The following is a 17826-nucleotide window of genomic DNA, read 5'->3' as shown; positions in this document are numbered from 1 at the left end:
ACCAGGCGCTTGGCCGCGACGCGCACATTCAGCGGCGTCAGCGGCATCGGCATCGGCGTCAGCGGCGCGGCGGCGTCTCCAGCCCCAGCAGCCGGTCCTTCAGCGCCGGGAACTGCTCACGCGTCGTCGCGACCTTCCCCGGGTCGAGATCGACCGTCAGAACCTCCTCGGCCGTGCCCGCCTCGGCGAGCACCTCGCCCCACGGGTCCACGACGATGCTGTGGCCCGACTGCTCCACCCCCGCGTGGGTGCCCGCGGTGGAGCACGCCAGGACATACGCCTGGTTCTCCACCGCGCGGGCCTGGGCGAGCAGCGTCCAGTGCGCGCGCCGGCGGGCCGGCCAGCCGGCCGGGACGACGAGCAGCTCCGCGCCCGCGTCGATCAGCCCCCGGAACAGCTCGGGGAAGCGCAGGTCGTAGCAGGTGGCGAGCCCGAGGGTGGTCCCGGGGAGCGCGACCGTGACGAGTTCGTCGCCCGCTCCCATCAGCGTCGCCTCGCCCCGGTCGAAGCCGAAGCGGTGGATCTTGCGGTACGTACGGACCAGCTCACCGGCGGGGGAGAGGACGAGCGAGGTGTTGTAGAGCGTCCCGTCCGCGTCGCGCTCCACGATGGAGCCGGCGTGCAGCCAGACCCCGGCGTCGCTCGCCGCCCCCGACATCGCTTCGAAGGTCGGGCCGTCGGTCGTCTCCGCCTCGGCGGCGAAGGATTCGTACGCGAATGCCCCGACCGGCCACAGCTCCGGCAGGACCACCAGATCGGCGCCCCGCTGCTCCCGTACCAGCGCGGCGGCACGCCCCCTGCGAGCTTCGACCGATTCATCCGGTTCTACTGCGATCTGGATCAGAGAGGCGCGCACAGTACCACCGTCCTGGCATTCGAGCCGTCAACACGGGCCTACGATCGTCACACGAAAGCACTGCCGGGGTGCCACCGGGCAGCGTAACTTAGCTGCCGAACCTCCCACGCAGCCCGCAGCCAGCCAGCAAGCCAGCCCGCGTACCGCAGAACCGCCGAGGGGTCCCGTGACCGTCCATCCCAGCCTTCAAAACTACGCCGATGCCTGGACCCACTCCGTCGAGGCCATAGCCGAGCTGGTGCAGCCGCTCGTCGAAGGTGAGTGGAGTTGGCGCACGCCGTGTCCAGGCTGGTCCGTACGAGACATCGTCTCGCATGTCATCGGCATGGAATGCGAGATGCTCGGGGATCCACGTCCGATCCACTCACTGCCGCGTGATCTCTACCACGTACAGAGCGAGATCGCCCGCTACATGGAGATGCAGGTCGATGTACGGCGGCACCACACCGCGCCGGAGATGACCTCCGAGCTGGAGTACACGATCATCCGCCGCAACCGTCAGCTGCGGAACGAGAACCGCTCCCCCGACACCATGGTCCGTGCCCCCCTCGGCACCGAGCAGACCCTCGAAGCCGCCATGCGGGCGCGCGCGTTCGACATATGGGTGCACGAGCAGGATCTGCGCACGACGTTGAACAAGCCCGGCAATCTCGACTCCCCCGGCGCCCTGATCACCCGCGACGCGCTGCTGGCGGCCCTGCCGAAGGTCGTCGCCAAGGACGCGGGCGCGCCGCCGAACTCGGCGATCGTCATCGATGTGCACGGCCCCGTGGAGTTCCTCCGTACGGTCCGCGTGAACGCGGACGGCCGCGGCTCGGTCGACGGCTCGCCCTCGCTCGGCCCCCTGCTGACGCTGGCGATGGACTGGGAGACGTACTTCAGGCTGGCCTGCGGCCGGGTGCGGCCCGCGGCGGTCGCGGACCGGATCAAGCTCGACGGCGATCAGGAGCTGGGGACGGCGATCCTGCGCGAGTTCGCGGTAACGCCGTGACGCGTCGGGCGCGTTAGGCGCTAGGGCGCTCCGGGGCCGGCCGCACACCCGCACAGGCCGGACCTCGTTACGCCGCCCTGCCCCGCCAGGCTCCACGGCCTCGATCCGTACGCTGCCACCCTCACGTCCGTACGCCCCCGGCTCTCACGTCCGTACGCCCCCGGCTCTCACGTCCGTACGCCCCCGGCTCTCACGCCGGTACGTGCACGGCCTCCACCCGGCTCGCCACCAGCCGCTCCCGCTCCCGCCGCGCCGTGCGCGCCCGCAGCCGCAGGATCTGCACGGTCCCGACCACTTGGAGGACGAAGAGGGAGGAGAAGGCGATCCGGTAGTTGTCGCCGGTCATGTCCAGCAGGACGCCGACCGCGAGCAGTGTCGTCATCGAGGCCGTGAAACCGCCCATGTTGACGATTCCGGAGGCCGTGCCCTGACGCTCGGGCGGGTTCGCCGGCCTGGCGAAGTCGAAGCCGATCATCGACGCGGGTCCGCAGGCGCCCAGAACCGCGCAGAGCGTGATCAGCAGCCACATCGGGGCACGGTCGCCGGGGTACGCCAGCGTCGCCGCCCAGACCAGCGCCGTCGCGCCGACCGTGCCGAGGGCCAGCGGGGCCCTGGCCGCGTGATGGCGGCCGATGACCTGCCCGTACACCAGCCCGATGGCCATGTTGGAGAGCACGACGAGGGTGAGCAGCTCGCCCGCGACGGCCCTGGACAGGCCCTGCGCCTCGACGAGGAACGGCAGCCCCCACAGCAGCAGGAAGAACATCGCGGGGAACTGCGTGGTGAAGTGCACCCACAGACCGAGCTTGGTGCCGGGTTCCCGCCAGGACGCGGCGAGCTGCTTCCGTACGTAGGCGGCGCCCGCGTGCTCGGCGGGCGGCGGCTCATGGCCTTCCGGGTGGTCCTTGAGGAAGAGCAGCATCAGCACGAGTACGAGGACGCCGGCCATCGCGCTGCCCGCGAAGGTCGCGGTCCAGCCGAGGCTGTGCAGGGTGCGGGAGATGAAGATGGTGGAGACGAGGTTGCCCGCCATTCCGAAGAGCGCGGCGATCTGCGCGATCATCGGCCCGCGCCGGGCCGGGAACCAGCGGGTGCCGAGCCGCAGCACGCTGATGAACGTCATCGCGTCGCCGCAGCCGAGCAGGGCACGGGAGGCGAGGGCCGCGCCGTACGAAGGGGAGAACGCGAAGCCCAGCTGCCCGACGGTGAACAGCACCACGCCGAAGGTGAGGACCTTCTTCGTGCCGAGCCGGTCGACCATCAGGCCGACGGGTATCTGCATGCCCGCGTAGACGAGCAGCTGGAGTATCGAGAACGTCGACAGGGCCGAGGCGTTGACACCGAAGCGGTCGGCGGCGTCGAGACCGGCCACGCCCAGGCTCGTACGGAAGATGACGGCCACGAAGTACACGGCGACGCCGATGCCCCAGACCCAGGTGGCCCGGCGGCCGCCGGGTGGATCACCGGGCAGCGTGATCGAGACTGCGCTCACCGGTCCTCACCCCTGACCAGCACTTTGACGCGGCTGACATGCCGGCGGACGCACGCGGCCGCGCCGTCGGCGTCGCCCGTCCTGATGGCTTCGAGCAGTTCGCCGTGCTCGGTGATGTTCGCGGCGATCCGGTCGGGGTGCGCCTCCATCACGGCGACCCCCATCCGCAGCTGCCGGTCCCTGAGCTGGTCGTACAGCTTGGCGAGGATCTCGTTGCCCGCGCTGCGCACGATCTCGGCGTGGAAGCAGCGGTCGGTCGCCGCGACGGCGGCCAGATCCCCGTCTCCGGCCCGCCGCCGCTGCTCCTCCAGCAGCTCTTCCAGCCGCTCTATCATCCGCCCGGACGCCGGAATCACCTTCCGTACGGCGAACTCCTCGATCAGCAGCCGGGTCTCGACGACATCCGCGATCTCCTGCGCGGAGACGGCGAGCACGAGCGCGCCCTTCTTCGGATAGAGCTTGACCAGCCCCTCGACCTCCAGCTTGAGCAACGCCTCCCGCACGGGCGTACGCGACACCCCCACGGCCTCCGCCAACTCCCCTTCGGTGAGGAGCGTGCCGCCCTCGTAGTCACGGTCGAGCACGGCCTTCTTGATATGGCGGTACACGCGGTCCGCGGCAGGCGGTTGCTTCATGGCGGGGGCGGGGGCGGAAGGCATGCGCACAGCTTAGATACAACAGAGGTACAACAGCATCCCCGGTCCGCATCCCGGACAGGGCCTAGGTTGTGGGGCGTGACCGGCCACGCAATCGCAGAGGTACGTCTCACCGCGTTCAAGAGCTTTCGCGACGCGGCACTCAGCCTGGCCCCGCTGACGGTGCTGATCGGACGCAACAGCAGCGGCAAGTCCAACGCCCTGGACGGACTGGAAGTCCTCTCCCGGCTGGCTCGCGGAGACGACATCGGTGAAGCTGTCGAGAGTCGGCGCAGCGCCTCGGGACCGGTGCGGGGCGGACTGATCGGATGCGTGCCGCACGGCTCCGACCGATTCTCACTGGGCTGTACGGTCAACACCGAGCACGGCCCCGTCGACCTCGATGTGACCATCCTGGTGGAACCCGAACTGCGGATCATCGATGAGCGCCTGACCGGCCCCACGGCGGGCGGCCACAAGCCGCTTCTGACCAGTGGTGAGGCCAGCCCGCACGTCGGAGACATCACCGCGTCGTGGCACAACGGCAGACCTGGCCGCAATCCGAGTGGCCCTTTCCGCAATACCCGACTACTCACCTCGCAGGTGCCACTACGGCTCACCAGTGCGACCGGCGGCGAGGAAGACACCCTGTGGGCGGCAGAAGCCATGCTCTCCGCCCTCACCGGTTCATTCCACCTCGATCCTGTTCCGCATCTGATGCGGCAGTACGTGCCCGCACGCGACGACCGTCTCCGGCGCACGGCGGAGAACCTCTCGGCCGCCATTGGCGGGATCCAGCGAAGCAACGAAGACCTTTTTCACCACCTTGTCTCGCTGCTGCGTGGTCTGGCCGACCATGACATCGAGCGGCTCGCCGTCACCAAGTCGGAGCTGGGCGATGTGATGCTCGCCCTCGATGAAGGCCGGCTGGGACTCACACCCGCCCGCGAGATGAGCGATGGAATGCTCCGCTTCCTCGCCATCACCACATCACTGCTCACCGGAGACGAGGGGCTGGATCTGGGGCGCGTCGGCTGGGGCACTCCCAACGGCTCGCTGATGCTGGTCATCGAGGAACTGGAGAACGGCCTGCACCCCTCACAGGCATCGGAAGTCCTGCGGCTCGTCCGGCAGTCGGCCGCCGAGAACAGCACCCAGGTGCTGATCACCACACACAGCCCGGCCCTGCTCTCCGCACTCAGCGGCGACGACCACAGGGGCGTGATCGTCTGCTCGCGCGACCGCGAGACCGGCGCGAGCACGCTGACTCGTCTCACCGAGCTGGACGGCTACGCCACAGCCATGAGCGCCGGGCCACTGGGCGATGTGGTCACCAACGGCCGTCTGATGGATTCACGTCCGGGTAAGCAGGACTACTCGGAGTTCGACCGCCTTCTCGGGATCGGGTGAAGCGGTGGCGCGTGGGGTGGAGTTCGTCGACACGTCAATCCTGTGCAACCTTCTGGAGTCCCCGGAAAATCCCAGGACCGCGAGAAGGCAATCGCGGAGTTGAAGCGCAAGCGGGAGCTTCGGGAGGCCGATCTGCTGCTGCCTGTCACCGCGATCATCGAAACGGGAAACCACATCGCCCAGCTCTCTGACGGCTACTACCGGCGGTTATGCGCTGAACGCCTGTCCGGGGTGCTGGTCACCGTGATCGAGGGAACCGCGCCCTGGGCCCTCAACGAGGTCGAGTGGAACGCGGCCCATCTGCGTGCACTGGTGGACGGCGGGAGCACCGGCGCCAGCCTGATCGAGCACGCGTGCAACAGACTCGGCTGCGGCGACCTGAACATCCTGGTCGAACGCGACCGCTACCTGGCGCGGACCTCCGGCGTGACCGCGGCCATCTGGACCCTCGACGAACTGCTCGCGTCCTACGCCTGAGCACCGTCGGACGAGATCCCCTCCCGAGCCGCGCGTCGCGCGTCGATGGCGGCGCTGCTTGCCGTGCACCCCTTAACTCCTCGTACATCCCTTGGGTATGCTCGCGCGTCCTATATGGAGACGCCTTTCCCGACGTGGTCTCATTTAGGCGCATCGCAACACAAACCAATGCATTCGCCGAATCGGAGCGTTTCCCTTGACACTTACCCTCCCGGGCGCGCGAAGAGCGGCTGTGGTCGCCCTCGCCACCGCCGGCACCCTGCTGACCGCCTCCGCCCTGGCCGCTCCCGCCCAGGCGGCCGCCGCTCCGTCCGTCAGCGGCAAGGGCGCGTTCCTGCTGAACAACGCGTCCGGCGCCACGGTCTACAGCAAGTCGGCTGACACCAGGCGCCAGATGGCCAGCACGACGAAGATCATGACGGCCGCCGTGGTCCTCAGCACCAAGGGCGTGAACCTCGACCGCAAGGTCACCGTCAAGCAGGCCTACCGCGACTACGTCGCCAAGCAGGGCGCGAGCACCGCCGATCTGCGCACCGGCGACAAGGTAACCGTCCGCCAACTGCTGTACGGGACGATGCTGCCCTCCGGCTGCGACGCGGCGTACGCCTTGGCCGACACGTTCGGCACCGGCTCCACCAGCGCTGCCCGCACCAAGTCGTTCATCTCGAAGATGAACGCGAAGGCCGGCGAACTCAAGCTCAAGAACACCAAGTTCGACTCCTTCGACGGTATATCGAAGGCGGGCAACAACTACACGACCCCGCGCGACCTGGCGAAGATCGCCCAGTACGCCATGAAGAACACGAGCTTCCGCACGGTCGTCAAGGCCACGAGCTACAAGGGCACGGCGCCGACCAGCACGGGCGGCAAGCGCACGTACACCTGGTACAACACGAACAAGCTGCTCGGCTCCTACAAGGGCGCCATCGGCATCAAGACCGGCACGGGTACGTCGGCGGGGCCTTGCCTGGTCTTCGCCGCCACCCGCGGCAGCAAGACTCTCGTGGGCGTCATCCTGAACGGCTCCGACCGCTACAAGGACGCGGCGAAGGTGCTGGACTACGGCTTCGGCTCCACGTCGGCGAAGACGATGCAACTGCGCCCGCTCCCGGCGGACGCGCAGCGCGACTGATCAGGCGCGGGGTACGGGCGGGGGTACGGCCACAGGTGGTGGCCGTACCCCCGCTTTTCGCATTTACGGTCGCCGCAGACCGGCCTGGAAGGCACCCCAGGCGGCGGGGGCGACGCGCAGGACGGGGCCGGTCAGGTTCTTGGAGTCGCGTATAGCAACGGTGCGAGGCACGTTGACGGCAACCTCGACGCACTCACCACCGGACCCGCTGTAGCTGGACTTCACGAAGACGAAATCGATCACGGATACATCCCCTTGCAGATGCTGTCGATCAGGGTTACCGAATCCTTGGGGGCGAGACTCAGCCGGGCCGTTCGGTCGAAGAACGAGCTGTACACAGCACCCTCTTCGTCGTTCTCCACCCACACAGTAGAGACGATCGTGTCGGTATGAACCACGTCCACCGCCTCGGTCTCTGCGAACGAGACGATGTTGAAGGAACCGACCACGCACGGGTGCCCTCCGGACTGGAACGGCATCACCTGGAGCCGTACGTTCGGCAGCTGAGCCACCTCCAGCAGATGCTCCAGCTGGTTTCGCATCACCCTTGGGCCGCCCACCTGCTGGCGAAGCGCGGCTTCCCAGACCACCGCGTACACCTCCAGCGGATTCTCCCCGACAAGCCGGGCCTGTCGCTTCATCCGCACTTCCACGATCCGCTCGATATCGTCCGGGTCTTCCCAGACTCCATCGCTGACGGCAAGTGATCGCGCATACTCCGACGTCTGGAACAGGCCCGGGATCAGGGAGAGTTGCCACGTCCGCAGGCGGCGGGCCACATCCTCCATGGCGATGTACTCCGCCAGAGCTCCCGCCTGCGGCGAGTGCTGCCACCACCCCTTCGCCTTGCGACGCTCCCGGTCCAACCGCGCCAGCTCCAGGAGACGCCCCAGCACCTTCGGGTCGTGCACACCGTAGAACTCGCACATCGCCCGAATATCCGGATCCCTCATTGGAACCCAGCCGCGCTCCATCTTCGCGATCTTCGAGTTGGTCGCGCTGATCACTCGAGCGACCTGTTGCTGGGTCTTGTCCGCCGTTTCGCGCAGGCGTAGCAGCTCACGTCCGAGCCTGCGCCCCAGAACGGTTGACGCCCGATTCCCTTGTTGAGCCGATCCATTCACGGCCCAAGTGTCGCCCCGATGGCGCCGACCAGTCGACTGCCTTCACCCGTTGGGGACAATTGGCTCCGTTTCACTTGCACCCAAGAAACTGTCTCACTACGGTCGGCATTCAACCGCTCGCACAGCGGCGCCAGTTGGCGGAAGTGCGCCGCCCCGCCCTGCGACGAAACAGGCGCGGCCGCGGCATGCCCCCGCCAACGCCAAGCGCACGCCGTACGGGCATCCCGACCGCACACGGAGGTGCGCGTCCATGACCGCAGCCCAAGAGGCATCCACGTCCGAGCCCGTCATCCGGGAGGACCGCCTCGACTACACCCCCACCGCCGGCAGCGTCACCCTCGCCCGTCACCGCACCGGCCGCCTCGTCACCCAGTGGGGGCATCCCGAACTCGCCTGGTCGGCGACCCTCCTGGTCAGCGAGCTCGCGACGAACGCGCTGCTGCACGGCTGTCTGCGGGATCGGCTCTTCCGGGTACGGATCGTCCTCACCACCACCGTGCTCCGTATCGAGGTGACGGATCCGCGCGGGGAACGGCTGCCCGCCATGCGCGTCGCCGATGACGACGAGTGCTTCGGGCGCGGGCTGCTCATCGTCACGCAACTGGCGGACCGGTGGGGCATCGAGCCGCGGACCGTCGGCAAGACGGTGTTCGCCGAGATCGCCGTACGACCGCACGGCCGGCCCGGCACCCGCACCCCTACCCCCACCGGCTCAGCGGCCGACGGCAGACTGGCCCTATGACCGCATCGGATCCCAAGACTGACCTGCACTTTTATCTGCAGGCCGCCCGCGACGCCCTGCTGTGGAAGCTCGAAGGGCTCTCGGAGTACGACGTCCGCCGCCCGCTGACGCCGACCGGCACCAACCTCCTGGGCCTGGTGAAACACGTGGCCGGCGTGGAGCTGGGCTACCTCGGGGACACCTTCGGGCGGCCGTCCGGTGAGTCGCTGGCGTGGCTCGAGGACGGGGCTGAGTCCAACGACATGTGGGCCACCGCCGACGAGTCACGCGAGTACATCGTGGAGCTCTACCGCCGGGCCTGGGCGCACGCGGACGCGACGATCGACGCGCTGGCGCTGGACACGGTCGGCACGGTGCCGTGGTGGCCGAGCAGCCGAAACGAGGTGACGTTGAACCATGCCGTGGTGCGCGTGATCGCTGACACGCACCGGCATGCCGGGCACGCCGATATCGTCCGGGAGCTCATTGACGGCGCCGTGGGGATGAACAAGGGCAACGACGCCATGGGAACGGGCGACTCGGCGTCGTGGGAGGACTATCGAGCCCGGCTGGAGCGTGCGGCTCGGGAAGCCGACCGAGGCGCGTAACGCTCAGGCTTTCAGCTGGGTGAAGCGGATGTTGTTGCCGAAGGGGTCGCGGAGGCCGCAGTCGATTCCGTACGGACGATCGGTGGGTTCCTCGGTGAACTCGACGCCCCGGGACAGCAGCGTCTCGTACGTCTGGCGGCAGTTGTCCGTACTGAAGATGACCGAGCCGCCCATCGCGCCCTTGGTCACCAGCTCGCGGACCTGCTGCACCGTCTCCTCGGACATCTGCGGACCGCCCGGCTTTTCCAGCATGATCTGGCGCTCCGGGTGGCCAGGGAGGCTGACGGTCAGCCAGCGCATGAAGCCCATGTCGACGTCGGCGTTGACCTCCAGGCCGAGCTTGCCTACGTAGAAGTCGAGGGCTTCGTCCTGGTCGAGGACGTACATCTGTGAGTGCGTGATGGCGTTGAACATGTGCGTCACGTTACTGGGCAAGCCGGACGAAAACTTGTCCAAAACTGCTCAGTCGGTGGTCAGGCGTTCGGCCGCAGCCACGCCATCGCGAAGCAGGTCGGTACGTCCATGGCCGGGGCTTCCTTGCGGTACGTCCTCGGCGACCGGCCGACGATCTCGCGGAACGTGCGGCTGAAGGTTCCAGGACTTCCGAAGCCGACCTGGAAGCAGATGTCCGTCACGCTGCGGTCGGTATCCCGCAGCAGGAACATCGCGCGCTCGACACGGCGGCGCTGCAGGTAGCGGTGCGGCGTCTCGCCGAACGTGGCCCGGAAGGTGCGTGTGAAGTGCGCCTGCGACACATGGGCGATCCGGGCCAGGGCGGGGACGTCCAGCGGCTGCGCGTAGGCGCGGTCCATCGCGTCCCGGGCCCGAAGCATGCGGCGGTTGGTGTCTTCTGCGGCGCGGCTCACGGCGCCATGACACCACGGTTCTCCGCCGTCCGGCCGACCGGGGGCCGGGGTGGCACAACGTACGGCGGCTGACCGCCGGCCCGGGGTGGTTCTACTTCAGCTTCAGCCAGTCGGTGTAGCGGGTGGGAGCGATGAGGGCGCCGTTCTTGGCGGTGAGGACGTCTCCGTGGACGACGGCGAACATTCCGGCGGTGTCGTCGATGGTCACCGAGCGCTTGTCGCCCTGGGAGGCGAGGGTGATCCGGCCCAGTTCGTCCAGCGGGTACGTGTCGGGCCCGGCCAGGTCGAGCGTGCCGCCCAGGGGCGATCCGGCCGCGACGTCGGCGACGGTGGCGGCTACGTCCGCAGCGGCGACCGGCTGGAGGGGCGTGCGGGGCAGGCGGACGGTGTGGCTGTCGGCGGTCAAGGACAGGACGGCGTCCATGAACTCCATGAACTGGGTGGCGCGGACGATGGAGTAGGGGACGGGGCCGGCCTTGAGGATGTCTTCCTGGAGGGTCTTGGCGCGGTAGTAGTCGAGCTCGGGTACGTGGTCGACGCCGACGATGGACAGGATGACGAAGTGCCCGGCGCCTGCCCGCTGGGCCGCGGCCAGGAGGTTGTCCATCGAGGTCTGGAAGAACGCGGGGGAGGCGTCGTCGAAGGTCGGGGAGTTGGTCAGGTTGACGACCACGTCGGCGCCGGCCAGCGCCGCGTCCACACCCTGACCGGTGAGGACGTCGACCCCGGTGGACAGCGAGTGCGGCACCGCCTCATGCCCGGCCGCGGCCAGGTTCTGGACGACCTGCGACCCGATCAGCCCGGTTCCGCCGATGACTGCGACCTTCATGGCACGTCCTGCCCTTCCTCGACGACCTGTCCGCCAAGGATTTTATGTACCTTTTCGCCCTGACTCGGACATTCGACGCGCTGATCACGGCGGAGAGGGCCGGGGCAGGCGCGTCAGGCCACCGCGAACTTGGCGACGTACTCGTCGAAGGGCTCGATGCCGACTTCCACGCGCAGTTCGTCCATCCGCTCCGGTTCTTCACAGGGCCACGGGATGGGCGAACCGTCCTTCACGCCGGCGATCTGCGTGCCGTACACCTGCTTGCGTCCTTCGTTGACCAGCGTGCGGTCGCGAAGGAACGCCAGCTCGCGCGGGCCGGCCGAACCGTCCTTCACCGCCTGCCGCATCAGCTGAAGCGCGCGCCGCTGAACATCGAGCTGCCGGTCGGCGTGCTGCGCGACCAGCCACGCCGCGCGTGCGGCGTCCTCTCCGACCAGGTCCGCCGTCTGCCAGCCGAACGCATCCATGATCTCGTTCAGCCGGTCACCGTGCCGCGCGGTCAGCCGGCGCCACGCCAACTGCGCGGTCGGGTCATCGCTGTTCGCGTGCACCGAGGTCTGCTGATCCGCCGCGGCCATGCCCAACAGCTCCGCCGCCAGTGCGGCAACGTCGTGCGCCACTCTCAACTCCCAGGTCAGTTCCGGCTGTCGTGCTGGTCGTACGCAACCCTAAAGGGGCATACGGCACACAAAGATCATTCCGGAGAATGGCGACAGGCCCGTCCGCGCGCTGGGATACTGGATCTACCGGTGGGGCCTGAGCCGAATCTCCCGCGGCGCCGGTCCCGGCTGGACCCGTCGCGAAAGCACCTCAGGTGCCCGGGCGCCAAGCCCGTGCGCGAGCAGACGACGGGCCGCAGCAGGAAGTCCGCGACCGGCGACAGCCGCGCGGGTCAGGTCAGCTGGACGCCGCCGTCGACGTCGACCACGGATCCGGTGGCGTAGCCGTTGGTCATCAGGAACACGGCGGTCGAAGCGATGTCCTCGGGCAGGCCGACGCGTCCGACGGGCACGCTGGCGACGTACTGGGTCAGCAAGCGCGTCCGCACGTCCACCGGGACGTCGTCGAAGGCGGGAGTCTCGACCAGGCCGGGGGCGATGATGTTGACCCGCACCGGGGCCAGGTCGACGGCGTTGGCCTTGCCGAAGGCCTCCAGGGCAGCATTGATCGCGGCCATCGTCGGGCGCCCGGGGCCGTGCTTGCGGCTCGCGATGCCTCCGATCAGGACGATCGAGCCGTCTTTCGCAATACGGTCGGCTGCGGCCCGCACCCCGTCGTAAGCGCCCCAGAACTTGGTGTCCATGAATCGTCGGGCAGCGATGGAGTCCAGTTCCCGCACAGTGCCGAGGGCAGTGGCACCCGCCGATATTGCCAGGTGGTCGAAGGAGCCGACGCGGTCGAGCATGGCCTCGATCGAGGCCGGGGAGGTGATGTCGACCTGCTCGGTCGCTATACCGGCGGGCACCTTGCCCGCGTGACGCGCGGGATTGCGACTGGCTGCCGTGACCCGGGCCCCGGCGGCCATGGCGTGCTCGGCGATGGCGAGGCCGATACCGGAGGTGCCGCCAATCACGACAACGTGCTTACCAACCAGGGAGTCGGCGGTGCTCATAAGCGATGTCCTGTTCTCGGGTGGGGGATCATCCGGATGGACGGTAGCCGCCACCGCCTGCGGATCGGTTTAGCAGCGCGCAGCGCCTCCCTGGCAGGCAGCCAGACCAGCCACTCAACCCGCCAAGAGCGGGGAGCGTGTAGCAGCTCGCGCGTGCTCACTACCGCATGCCGCCTGTTCGAGATCGCATGCTCGAACCTGTCCCAGGCCCCGGGACATGCCGACGCTGCCGCCCACGCCCGTTGGGTCCGGAGCAGCTCGGCCCGCGCAACACGACCGGGCGAACGTCGCCTGATGCGGCACTGGGGCGTGTATCGAAAGTGCAGGTCAGGCCCTGCGCTATCTCGGTGGCCAGACCTAGGACCAGCGCCCGATGGCACTTGGTCGCTCGATATCTAGGCTCTGTGCCACCCAGTGGCACTTGCTGGGCAGGTCCCCATCGGGAGGTAGCACGATGCCGGCTGATGCCACAGCTCACATCCGCATAGCCCGGCCCTCACGTGACCTCCGAGCAGCAGAACATTTCTGGGTTTCGGGCCTCGGCCTGGATGTCCTGTACCAGCATGCTGCGGATGGCACCCCTGGCCGGAGCTCACTTCTCATGGTCGGCCGGCCCGGTGCCGGCTGGCATCTGGAACTCGTTCACGATCCCGCCGCTCCGCTGGATCCGCGCCCGACCCCCGAAGACCTGCTGGTGATCTACCTCGGTGAACCAGTGCCCGACTCCCTGGTGGAACGGCTCGCACGGCACGGCGGGAGTCGGGTACCGGCTCATAATCCGTACTGGGACACCTGGGGTGTGACTCTCCAGGACCCGGACGGCTATCGGCTGGTGCTGTCCACCCGTGTCTGGTCCAACTCGTAGAGCACCGACACGGACCGCGAGCTTGTCGTACCCCGTGCCGGCCACCTACCGGCTTGGCCGGACCGCGCGCACCCGGGCAACGACGACGTCCTGGACCACTGGCTGTCGCCGTCGAAGGCTGCCGGATCGATCGTCTTCAGCTACGTGGCGACGCGGGCGGGGGGAGTGGGGCGATCTCTCGTTCGAAGAAGTCGGAGAAGGGCTCTGCCCGCGCATACAGCGCGTCGAACCCCTCTGATGTCTCCTTGATCAGCGCCGGATCGGCGAATCGGTTCGCGCCGTCCGCGTTTCCGTCGCCGTCGTAGACGACCTCGTACATGACCGTGTCACCGAGGATGACGGCCTCGGGGGCGCGGCCTGTGCTCTCGATGTCCGAGATCTGGCGGGCGTCCATCACCGTGATGTCGTCGCCCAGCTCCACGCGCAGGCGGAGCACGAAGAACTCCCACTGGACGTACGGGGTCACCGGAAACTCGACGACGCGCAGGCGTCGTTCGTGGACTCCGAGCCGGGCCGCCTTCTCGAACTGTCCGGCGTAGACGTCGCGCTTCTCTTCGACGAGGGAAAGCGCCCGATCCCACTCTCCGGCGGCGAAGGCTTCCCAGCTGGCGAATCCCCGCTCTTGGAAGTGCTGCCCGCGTTCGAGTTTGTTCACGAACGTGATGCCGCTCTCGTAGATCCGCCGGAAATCCTCGTGGTACTTAGGGCGGCTCAAGCGCTCGGACGAACCGCTGTGGAACAAGTCAAACACTGGGGATATCCGGTTTCGCCGCGACCATCATGTTTCTCGGAATAACTACGAGCCGTTCATCTGCTCCGATGGAAACTCCCGCCGGCAGAGATTTTCTCAGCGAGTCCGTCAGGTCCCTGCCGATGACCGCGACATCCCCGTTGTCGAGTTCCCAGATGTCCGGGCAGTCGGGGGTGTCGGTGGTGTTTCCTAATTCCTGGGGCGATTTCCCCAGACGCCTTTTGAAACCCGTCGTAGGATCAGCTTCCCATGGCCTGATCATGGACATGCCCCCTTGTCGGCCCGCAATCTTACGAGCGTAGCAGCCGAGGAGACAGGCGCACCAGGGCTGTGTGCAGCCCTGCTTGGCCGTATGCGCGGAACATCGGATCATCACACACTCCAATTGTATGATCCCTTGTCAGGAATCTGAGTTGCCTTCGCTCGGGCCGCTTCGGTAACTCTCATGGCGACCAACGTCTGGCAGCGCACCCGCGAGGGCATCATTCAGCTATGGCAACGATCGCAACCGCACCGGGCGGAAATACTCGCCGCTGAATTGGAGACCAGCCGTGAAGAGGCGCCGGCCGCCCTTACGGTAGATGACCAGGGGACGTTGAATGAGCTGCGTACGCAATGGCAGGGCCAACTCCGACGGCTGTTGGCCGCTCAGCCCGACGCCCCCGGCGAGCTGCGCAGTCTGGCTCCAGGAGCTGCGCCCGTCCGCCGCTGCCATCGCCCCCACGGTCACCCAGCACGGTTCCGCGTCCGGACGCCAGGCATCGGGCGACCAGCACATCAGTGAGCATCACCACCACAACGGCGGTGCATCGGAGGCGGCCGGCCCGGACTCCGTCCGCCGGCCTGCGATCGGCAGAGCGCCCGCGGTACTGCGGGACCGCGCCGAGGTACTGCGACGCTTACAGGCAAGCGTCACCCAGCGGCGCGGCGGCGAGGTCTTCGTCCTGCACGGCATGGGCGGGTGCGGCAAGACAGCCGTCGCCCATGCGTTCTTCCAGTTCGCCACCGACGTGGGCCGCCGCGTCGGCCTGTGGGTCAACGCCTCGGACCGGGCCAGCCTGCGCGCCGGCATGCTCGCCGTCGCGGCGGACCGAGGGGCCGACGACGGCGAACTGCTGGCCGCGCGCAACGGACTGCGCCCTGCCGCCGATCTCGTATGGGGCCATCTCGACCGCTCCGCCGAGCCCTGGCTCCTCGTGCTCGACAACGCCGACGAGCCCGAGATCCTGCGCGACGGGAGCTGGTTGCGCACCAGCCCCCGCGGCACGGTCGCCATCACCACCCGCCGGTCGGCCGCTCGCTGGTGGCCCGGCGCCGAACTCCAGCACATAGGAGTGCTGCCGCGCGAGGACGCCGCGCGTGTGCTGTGCGATCTCGCACCGCACAGCGGGACGATGGAACAGGCCGCGGAGGTCGCCGACCGGCTCGGACGGCTGCCCTTGGCCCTCACTCTCGCCGGCGGTTTCCTGTCCCACCAAGTGATCGCCCCCTGGACGATGGACGTCTACGGACGCCACCTCGACGAGGGCGAGCGTGTTGAACTCATTGACCGAGGAGCTGACGTCTTGTCCGATGAGGATCCCCGCCACCTGGTGGGCAGGACCTGGCAGCTGACACTCGACGCGTTCGAGGCACGCGGGCTGCCGGAGGCGGCCGCGCTGCTGAGGCTGCTGGCCCGCTTCGCCCCCGACCCACTGCCCCTGTCGCTCCTCAGCCATCGCGCAATCGACGCCGTCCTGCCCCACGCCCGCTGCGAGACGGCGCTGAGAGCGCTGCTCGACCAGTCACTGACCGAACTGGTCGACCTTGGAGTGCGCTGTGCGCAGACGCACGGGGTGCTGCTCGACAGTGTCGCCGCGGCCACGCCGCGGGAGAAGCTCGCCGTCCTCGACACGACGGCCATCGAGTTGCTCGACGCGGAAGTCCCGGCCCTTCCGGACGCCGGCCCCTACGACCCGCAGCTGCGCCTGCTCGCGCCCCACGCCCTCGCTGTACTGCGGCGGGCCGCGGACCCGGCTGCCGCGGCCGGTGCGCTGAGCGCCGCGACCCGGCTGTCCGTCGCTCTGCACCGTACGGGCGACTACCTCTCCGCCTGGGAGACCGCCCAGGCGGCAGCCGCCCTCGCCGAACGAACCCTGGGCTCCGAGCACCGGCTCGTCCTGGCCGCGCAGTCGCGTACCGGCCGGTCGCTGTTCCGGCTGGGGCAGTACGCCGAGGCCGAGGAGCTGCTGCGGCGCGTACGCATCACGCAGGAACACCTGTACGGGGCCCACGACCCTGACGTACTGGACACGTGCCACGGGCTTCAGCTCGTACTCGGAAACCTCGGCCGACGCGAGGAAGCCCTCTCGCTCCTGCGCTCCACCGTCGCGGGCCGAGAGGCGGCGCTCGGGGCCACGCATCCGCTGACCCTGCGCTCGCGCGCCAGCCTGCTGGCCATGCTGCGCGCCTCCGAGATCAGCAGCGCGGATGACGTCGCGCTGCTCTCCCTGCCCGAGGAGTGCGCCCGTCACCTCGGCCCCGACCACACGGTCACGCTGGGGGCCCGTCACAACTACGCCTGGGCGCTGTACGTACAGGGGCGTTTCGGGGAAGCCGACGAAGCGATCCGGCTCGTCGCCGACGCGTATCAGCTGCGCTTCGGCCCGGACTACCCGATCGCGCTCTCCGCTCAGCAGTTACTGGCCCGCACGCAGTCGGCGCTCGGCCGCACCGACGTGGGAATCGAACTCATGACTGATGTCGTCGCGCGACGGACGCGCGGCCTGGGGGTCGGTCATCCCTTCACCGTGGCGAGCCGGGAACTCCTGCACCAGCTCACGACGGGGACCTGGCGCCCGCCCGTGCCGTCCACGTGAAAGGCCCCGTACGCACCTGAGCGCGCAGGTCAGGGGGTGAACGCGCGGCGTACGACCTCGGCCAGTGCCTCGCGGCGCCGGGTGTGCTCGGTTTCGGGGTCGTCCTTGGCGGCGGCGATGGTGGCGCTCGCCGGTGACCAGGTCATGGACATCGCGGTGACGAGCGACAGCACGTCGTCGGGGGCGAACGCGGGGTTGATGTGCCCGCCGCCCTGCGCCTCCGCGATGGCCTGGAGCTTGAGCGCGTCGTGTCCCGGAAGGTCGGTGATCAGGTCACCGGCAGGGACACGCTCGAGCCGGGACCAGGTCGCGAGACGGACCAGTTCCGGGTGTACGAGGTACGCGTCGTACAGACCGACGGCGTAGCCGGGAAGATCCCGGGCGTCCAGCGGCACCGTATTGACGATCATGTCGAGGTGCTCGCCGAAGACCGCGTCGAAGAGCCCCTCCTTGCTCTTGAAGTACGCGTAGAGCTGCGCCTTGTTCGCCCGGGCCGCGGCCGAGATCCGGTCCACGCGCGCCCCGGCGATCCCGTAAGTGGCGAATTCAGCGGTGGCGGCGTCCAGCAAACGGCGCTTCGTAGCCTCTCCAGCATTCAT

General features: G+C 68.5%; 21 protein-coding genes. 8 read left to right on the top strand and 13 right to left on the bottom strand.

The window, feature by feature from the left end; genetic code table 11:
- Window positions 1-58: 58 nt before the first annotated feature.
- Window positions 59-856, bottom strand: coding sequence for a carbon-nitrogen family hydrolase (locus tag ACZ6MZ_RS01810; protein ID WP_469349173.1), 798 nt, complete (start codon window positions 854-856; stop codon window positions 59-61).
- 166 nt (window positions 857-1022) lie between these two features.
- Between ACZ6MZ_RS01810 and ACZ6MZ_RS01805 the strand changes: the two genes are divergently transcribed.
- A complete protein-coding gene (locus tag ACZ6MZ_RS01805) occupies window positions 1023-1847 on the top strand; it encodes a maleylpyruvate isomerase family mycothiol-dependent enzyme (RefSeq protein ID WP_384178560.1) in 825 nt (274 codons plus the stop codon).
- A 190-nt stretch (window positions 1848-2037) separates the two neighbouring features.
- Here the strand turns inward: ACZ6MZ_RS01805 and ACZ6MZ_RS01800 are convergent, their stop codons facing one another.
- Window positions 2038-3339, bottom strand: coding sequence for an MFS transporter (locus ACZ6MZ_RS01800; protein WP_384178557.1), 1302 nt, complete (start codon window positions 3337-3339; stop codon window positions 2038-2040).
- The gene (locus ACZ6MZ_RS01795; RefSeq protein ID WP_384178554.1) at window positions 3336-3998 is read right to left on the bottom strand and encodes a GntR family transcriptional regulator; all 663 of its coding nucleotides are present in this window, start codon (window positions 3996-3998) and stop codon (window positions 3336-3338) included. Before ACZ6MZ_RS01795 ends, ACZ6MZ_RS01800 begins: the two co-directional genes overlap by 4 nt.
- Window positions 3999-4073: 75 nt before the next feature.
- Between ACZ6MZ_RS01795 and ACZ6MZ_RS01790 the strand changes: the two genes are divergently transcribed.
- The 3 genes from ACZ6MZ_RS01790 (at window position 4074) to ACZ6MZ_RS01780 (ending at window position 6993) form a co-directional block, all read left to right on the top strand.
- Window positions 4074-5384: an AAA family ATPase gene (locus ACZ6MZ_RS01790; protein ID WP_469349169.1), complete on the top strand. Its 1311-nt coding sequence runs from the start codon at window positions 4074-4076 to the stop codon at window positions 5382-5384.
- Between the two features lie 99 nt (window positions 5385-5483).
- A complete protein-coding gene (locus ACZ6MZ_RS01785; protein ID WP_469349167.1) occupies window positions 5484-5861 on the top strand; it encodes a hypothetical protein in 378 nt (125 codons plus the stop codon).
- A gap of 196 nt (window positions 5862-6057) precedes the next feature.
- Entirely contained in the window at window positions 6058-6993 is a 936-nt protein-coding gene (locus ACZ6MZ_RS01780; protein ID WP_389782619.1) for a D-alanyl-D-alanine carboxypeptidase family protein, read from the top strand.
- Window positions 6994-7056: 63 nt separating this feature from the next.
- On the opposite strand, the gene ACZ6MZ_RS01775 is transcribed toward ACZ6MZ_RS01780, so the two are convergent.
- On the bottom strand, window positions 7057-7236 hold the full coding sequence (locus ACZ6MZ_RS01775; protein ID WP_386877092.1) for a DUF397 domain-containing protein: 180 nt from the start codon (window positions 7234-7236) through the stop codon (window positions 7057-7059).
- Entirely contained in the window at window positions 7233-8117 is an 885-nt protein-coding gene (locus ACZ6MZ_RS01770; RefSeq protein ID WP_469349165.1) for a DUF5753 domain-containing protein, read from the bottom strand. Before ACZ6MZ_RS01770 ends, ACZ6MZ_RS01775 begins: the two co-directional genes overlap by 4 nt.
- Before the next feature lie 250 nt (window positions 8118-8367).
- Here ACZ6MZ_RS01770 and ACZ6MZ_RS01765 point away from each other — a divergent pair, with 250 nt between their 5' ends.
- Together ACZ6MZ_RS01765 and ACZ6MZ_RS01760 are read left to right on the top strand one after the other, a co-directional pair.
- A complete protein-coding gene (locus ACZ6MZ_RS01765; RefSeq protein ID WP_469349164.1) occupies window positions 8368-8859 on the top strand; it encodes an ATP-binding protein in 492 nt (163 codons plus the stop codon).
- Window positions 8856-9446, top strand: coding sequence for a DinB family protein (locus ACZ6MZ_RS01760; protein WP_469349163.1), 591 nt, complete (start codon window positions 8856-8858; stop codon window positions 9444-9446). Before ACZ6MZ_RS01765 ends, ACZ6MZ_RS01760 begins: the two co-directional genes overlap by 4 nt.
- Window positions 9447-9449: 3 nt before the next feature.
- Here ACZ6MZ_RS01760 and ACZ6MZ_RS01755 read toward each other — a convergent pair whose 3' ends face one another.
- The 5 genes from ACZ6MZ_RS01755 to ACZ6MZ_RS01735 form a co-directional block, all read right to left on the bottom strand.
- Window positions 9450-9860: a VOC family protein gene (locus ACZ6MZ_RS01755; RefSeq protein ID WP_469349161.1), complete on the bottom strand. Its 411-nt coding sequence runs from the start codon at window positions 9858-9860 to the stop codon at window positions 9450-9452.
- Window positions 9861-9919: 59 nt separating this feature from the next.
- The gene (locus ACZ6MZ_RS01750; RefSeq protein WP_469349159.1) at window positions 9920-10312 is read right to left on the bottom strand and encodes a helix-turn-helix domain-containing protein; all 393 of its coding nucleotides are present in this window, start codon (window positions 10310-10312) and stop codon (window positions 9920-9922) included.
- A 91-nt stretch (window positions 10313-10403) separates the two neighbouring features.
- Entirely contained in the window at window positions 10404-11141 is a 738-nt protein-coding gene (locus ACZ6MZ_RS01745) for an SDR family oxidoreductase (protein WP_469349157.1), read from the bottom strand.
- Window positions 11142-11254: 113 nt separating this feature from the next.
- Window positions 11255-11761, bottom strand: coding sequence for a DUF6624 domain-containing protein (locus ACZ6MZ_RS01740; protein WP_469349155.1), 507 nt, complete (start codon window positions 11759-11761; stop codon window positions 11255-11257).
- A gap of 272 nt (window positions 11762-12033) precedes the next feature.
- Window positions 12034-12753 (bottom strand): SDR family oxidoreductase, encoded by a 720-nt coding sequence (locus tag ACZ6MZ_RS01735; protein ID WP_469349153.1) that lies wholly within the window; start codon window positions 12751-12753, stop codon window positions 12034-12036.
- Between the two features lie 454 nt (window positions 12754-13207).
- Between ACZ6MZ_RS01735 and ACZ6MZ_RS01730 the strand changes: the two genes are divergently transcribed.
- Complete coding sequence (locus ACZ6MZ_RS01730) at window positions 13208-13618, top strand: VOC family protein (protein ID WP_469349151.1); 411 nt, start codon at window positions 13208-13210, stop codon at window positions 13616-13618.
- 136 nt (window positions 13619-13754) lie between these two features.
- Here ACZ6MZ_RS01730 and ACZ6MZ_RS01725 read toward each other — a convergent pair whose 3' ends face one another.
- Both ACZ6MZ_RS01725 and ACZ6MZ_RS01720 read right to left on the bottom strand, forming a co-directional pair.
- Window positions 13755-14369 (bottom strand): DUF6879 family protein, encoded by a 615-nt coding sequence (locus ACZ6MZ_RS01725; protein WP_469349150.1) that lies wholly within the window; start codon window positions 14367-14369, stop codon window positions 13755-13757.
- Window positions 14362-14631 (bottom strand): hypothetical protein, encoded by a 270-nt coding sequence (locus tag ACZ6MZ_RS01720; RefSeq protein WP_469349627.1) that lies wholly within the window; start codon window positions 14629-14631, stop codon window positions 14362-14364. The genes ACZ6MZ_RS01725 and ACZ6MZ_RS01720 overlap by 8 nt, the downstream gene beginning before the upstream one ends.
- A 337-nt stretch (window positions 14632-14968) precedes the next feature.
- Here ACZ6MZ_RS01720 and ACZ6MZ_RS01715 point away from each other — a divergent pair, with 337 nt between their 5' ends.
- Window positions 14969-17227, top strand: coding sequence for a tetratricopeptide repeat protein (locus ACZ6MZ_RS01715; RefSeq protein ID WP_469349148.1), 2259 nt, complete (start codon window positions 14969-14971; stop codon window positions 17225-17227).
- Between the two features lie 29 nt (window positions 17228-17256).
- Here the strand turns inward: ACZ6MZ_RS01715 and ACZ6MZ_RS01710 are convergent, their stop codons facing one another.
- Entirely contained in the window at window positions 17257-17826 is a 570-nt protein-coding gene (locus ACZ6MZ_RS01710) for a TetR/AcrR family transcriptional regulator (protein ID WP_469349146.1), read from the bottom strand.

The organism is Streptomyces sp. NPDC042201 (genome assembly GCF_055582185.1).
The sequence above is the reverse complement of the archived record's forward strand: the minus strand, read 5'-3'. Positions and strand labels throughout refer to the sequence as shown.

Excerpts from the sequence above, each read along its gene's own strand:
- ACZ6MZ_RS01720 (WP_469349627.1), bottom strand. The coding sequence starts at position 14,631 with ATGATCAGGCCATGGGAAGCTGATCCTACGACGGGTTTCAAAAGGCGT.
- ACZ6MZ_RS01730 (WP_469349151.1), top strand. The coding sequence starts at position 13,208 with ATGCCGGCTGATGCCACAGCTCACATCCGCATAGCCCGGCCCTCACGT.
- ACZ6MZ_RS01715 (WP_469349148.1), top strand. The coding sequence starts at position 14,969 with ATGAGCTGCGTACGCAATGGCAGGGCCAACTCCGACGGCTGTTGGCCG.
- ACZ6MZ_RS01755 (WP_469349161.1), bottom strand. The coding sequence starts at position 9,860 with ATGTTCAACGCCATCACGCACTCACAGATGTACGTCCTCGACCAGGAC.
- ACZ6MZ_RS01735 (WP_469349153.1), bottom strand. The coding sequence starts at position 12,753 with ATGAGCACCGCCGACTCCCTGGTTGGTAAGCACGTTGTCGTGATTGGC.
- ACZ6MZ_RS01760 (WP_469349163.1), top strand. The coding sequence starts at position 8,856 with ATGACCGCATCGGATCCCAAGACTGACCTGCACTTTTATCTGCAGGCC.
- ACZ6MZ_RS01745 (WP_469349157.1), bottom strand. The coding sequence starts at position 11,141 with ATGAAGGTCGCAGTCATCGGCGGAACCGGGCTGATCGGGTCGCAGGTC.
- ACZ6MZ_RS01795 (WP_384178554.1), bottom strand. The coding sequence starts at position 3,998 with ATGCCTTCCGCCCCCGCCCCCGCCATGAAGCAACCGCCTGCCGCGGAC.
- ACZ6MZ_RS01765 (WP_469349164.1), top strand. The coding sequence starts at position 8,368 with ATGACCGCAGCCCAAGAGGCATCCACGTCCGAGCCCGTCATCCGGGAG.
- ACZ6MZ_RS01710 (WP_469349146.1), bottom strand. The coding sequence starts at position 17,826 with ATGAATGCTGGAGAGGCTACGAAGCGCCGTTTGCTGGACGCCGCCACC.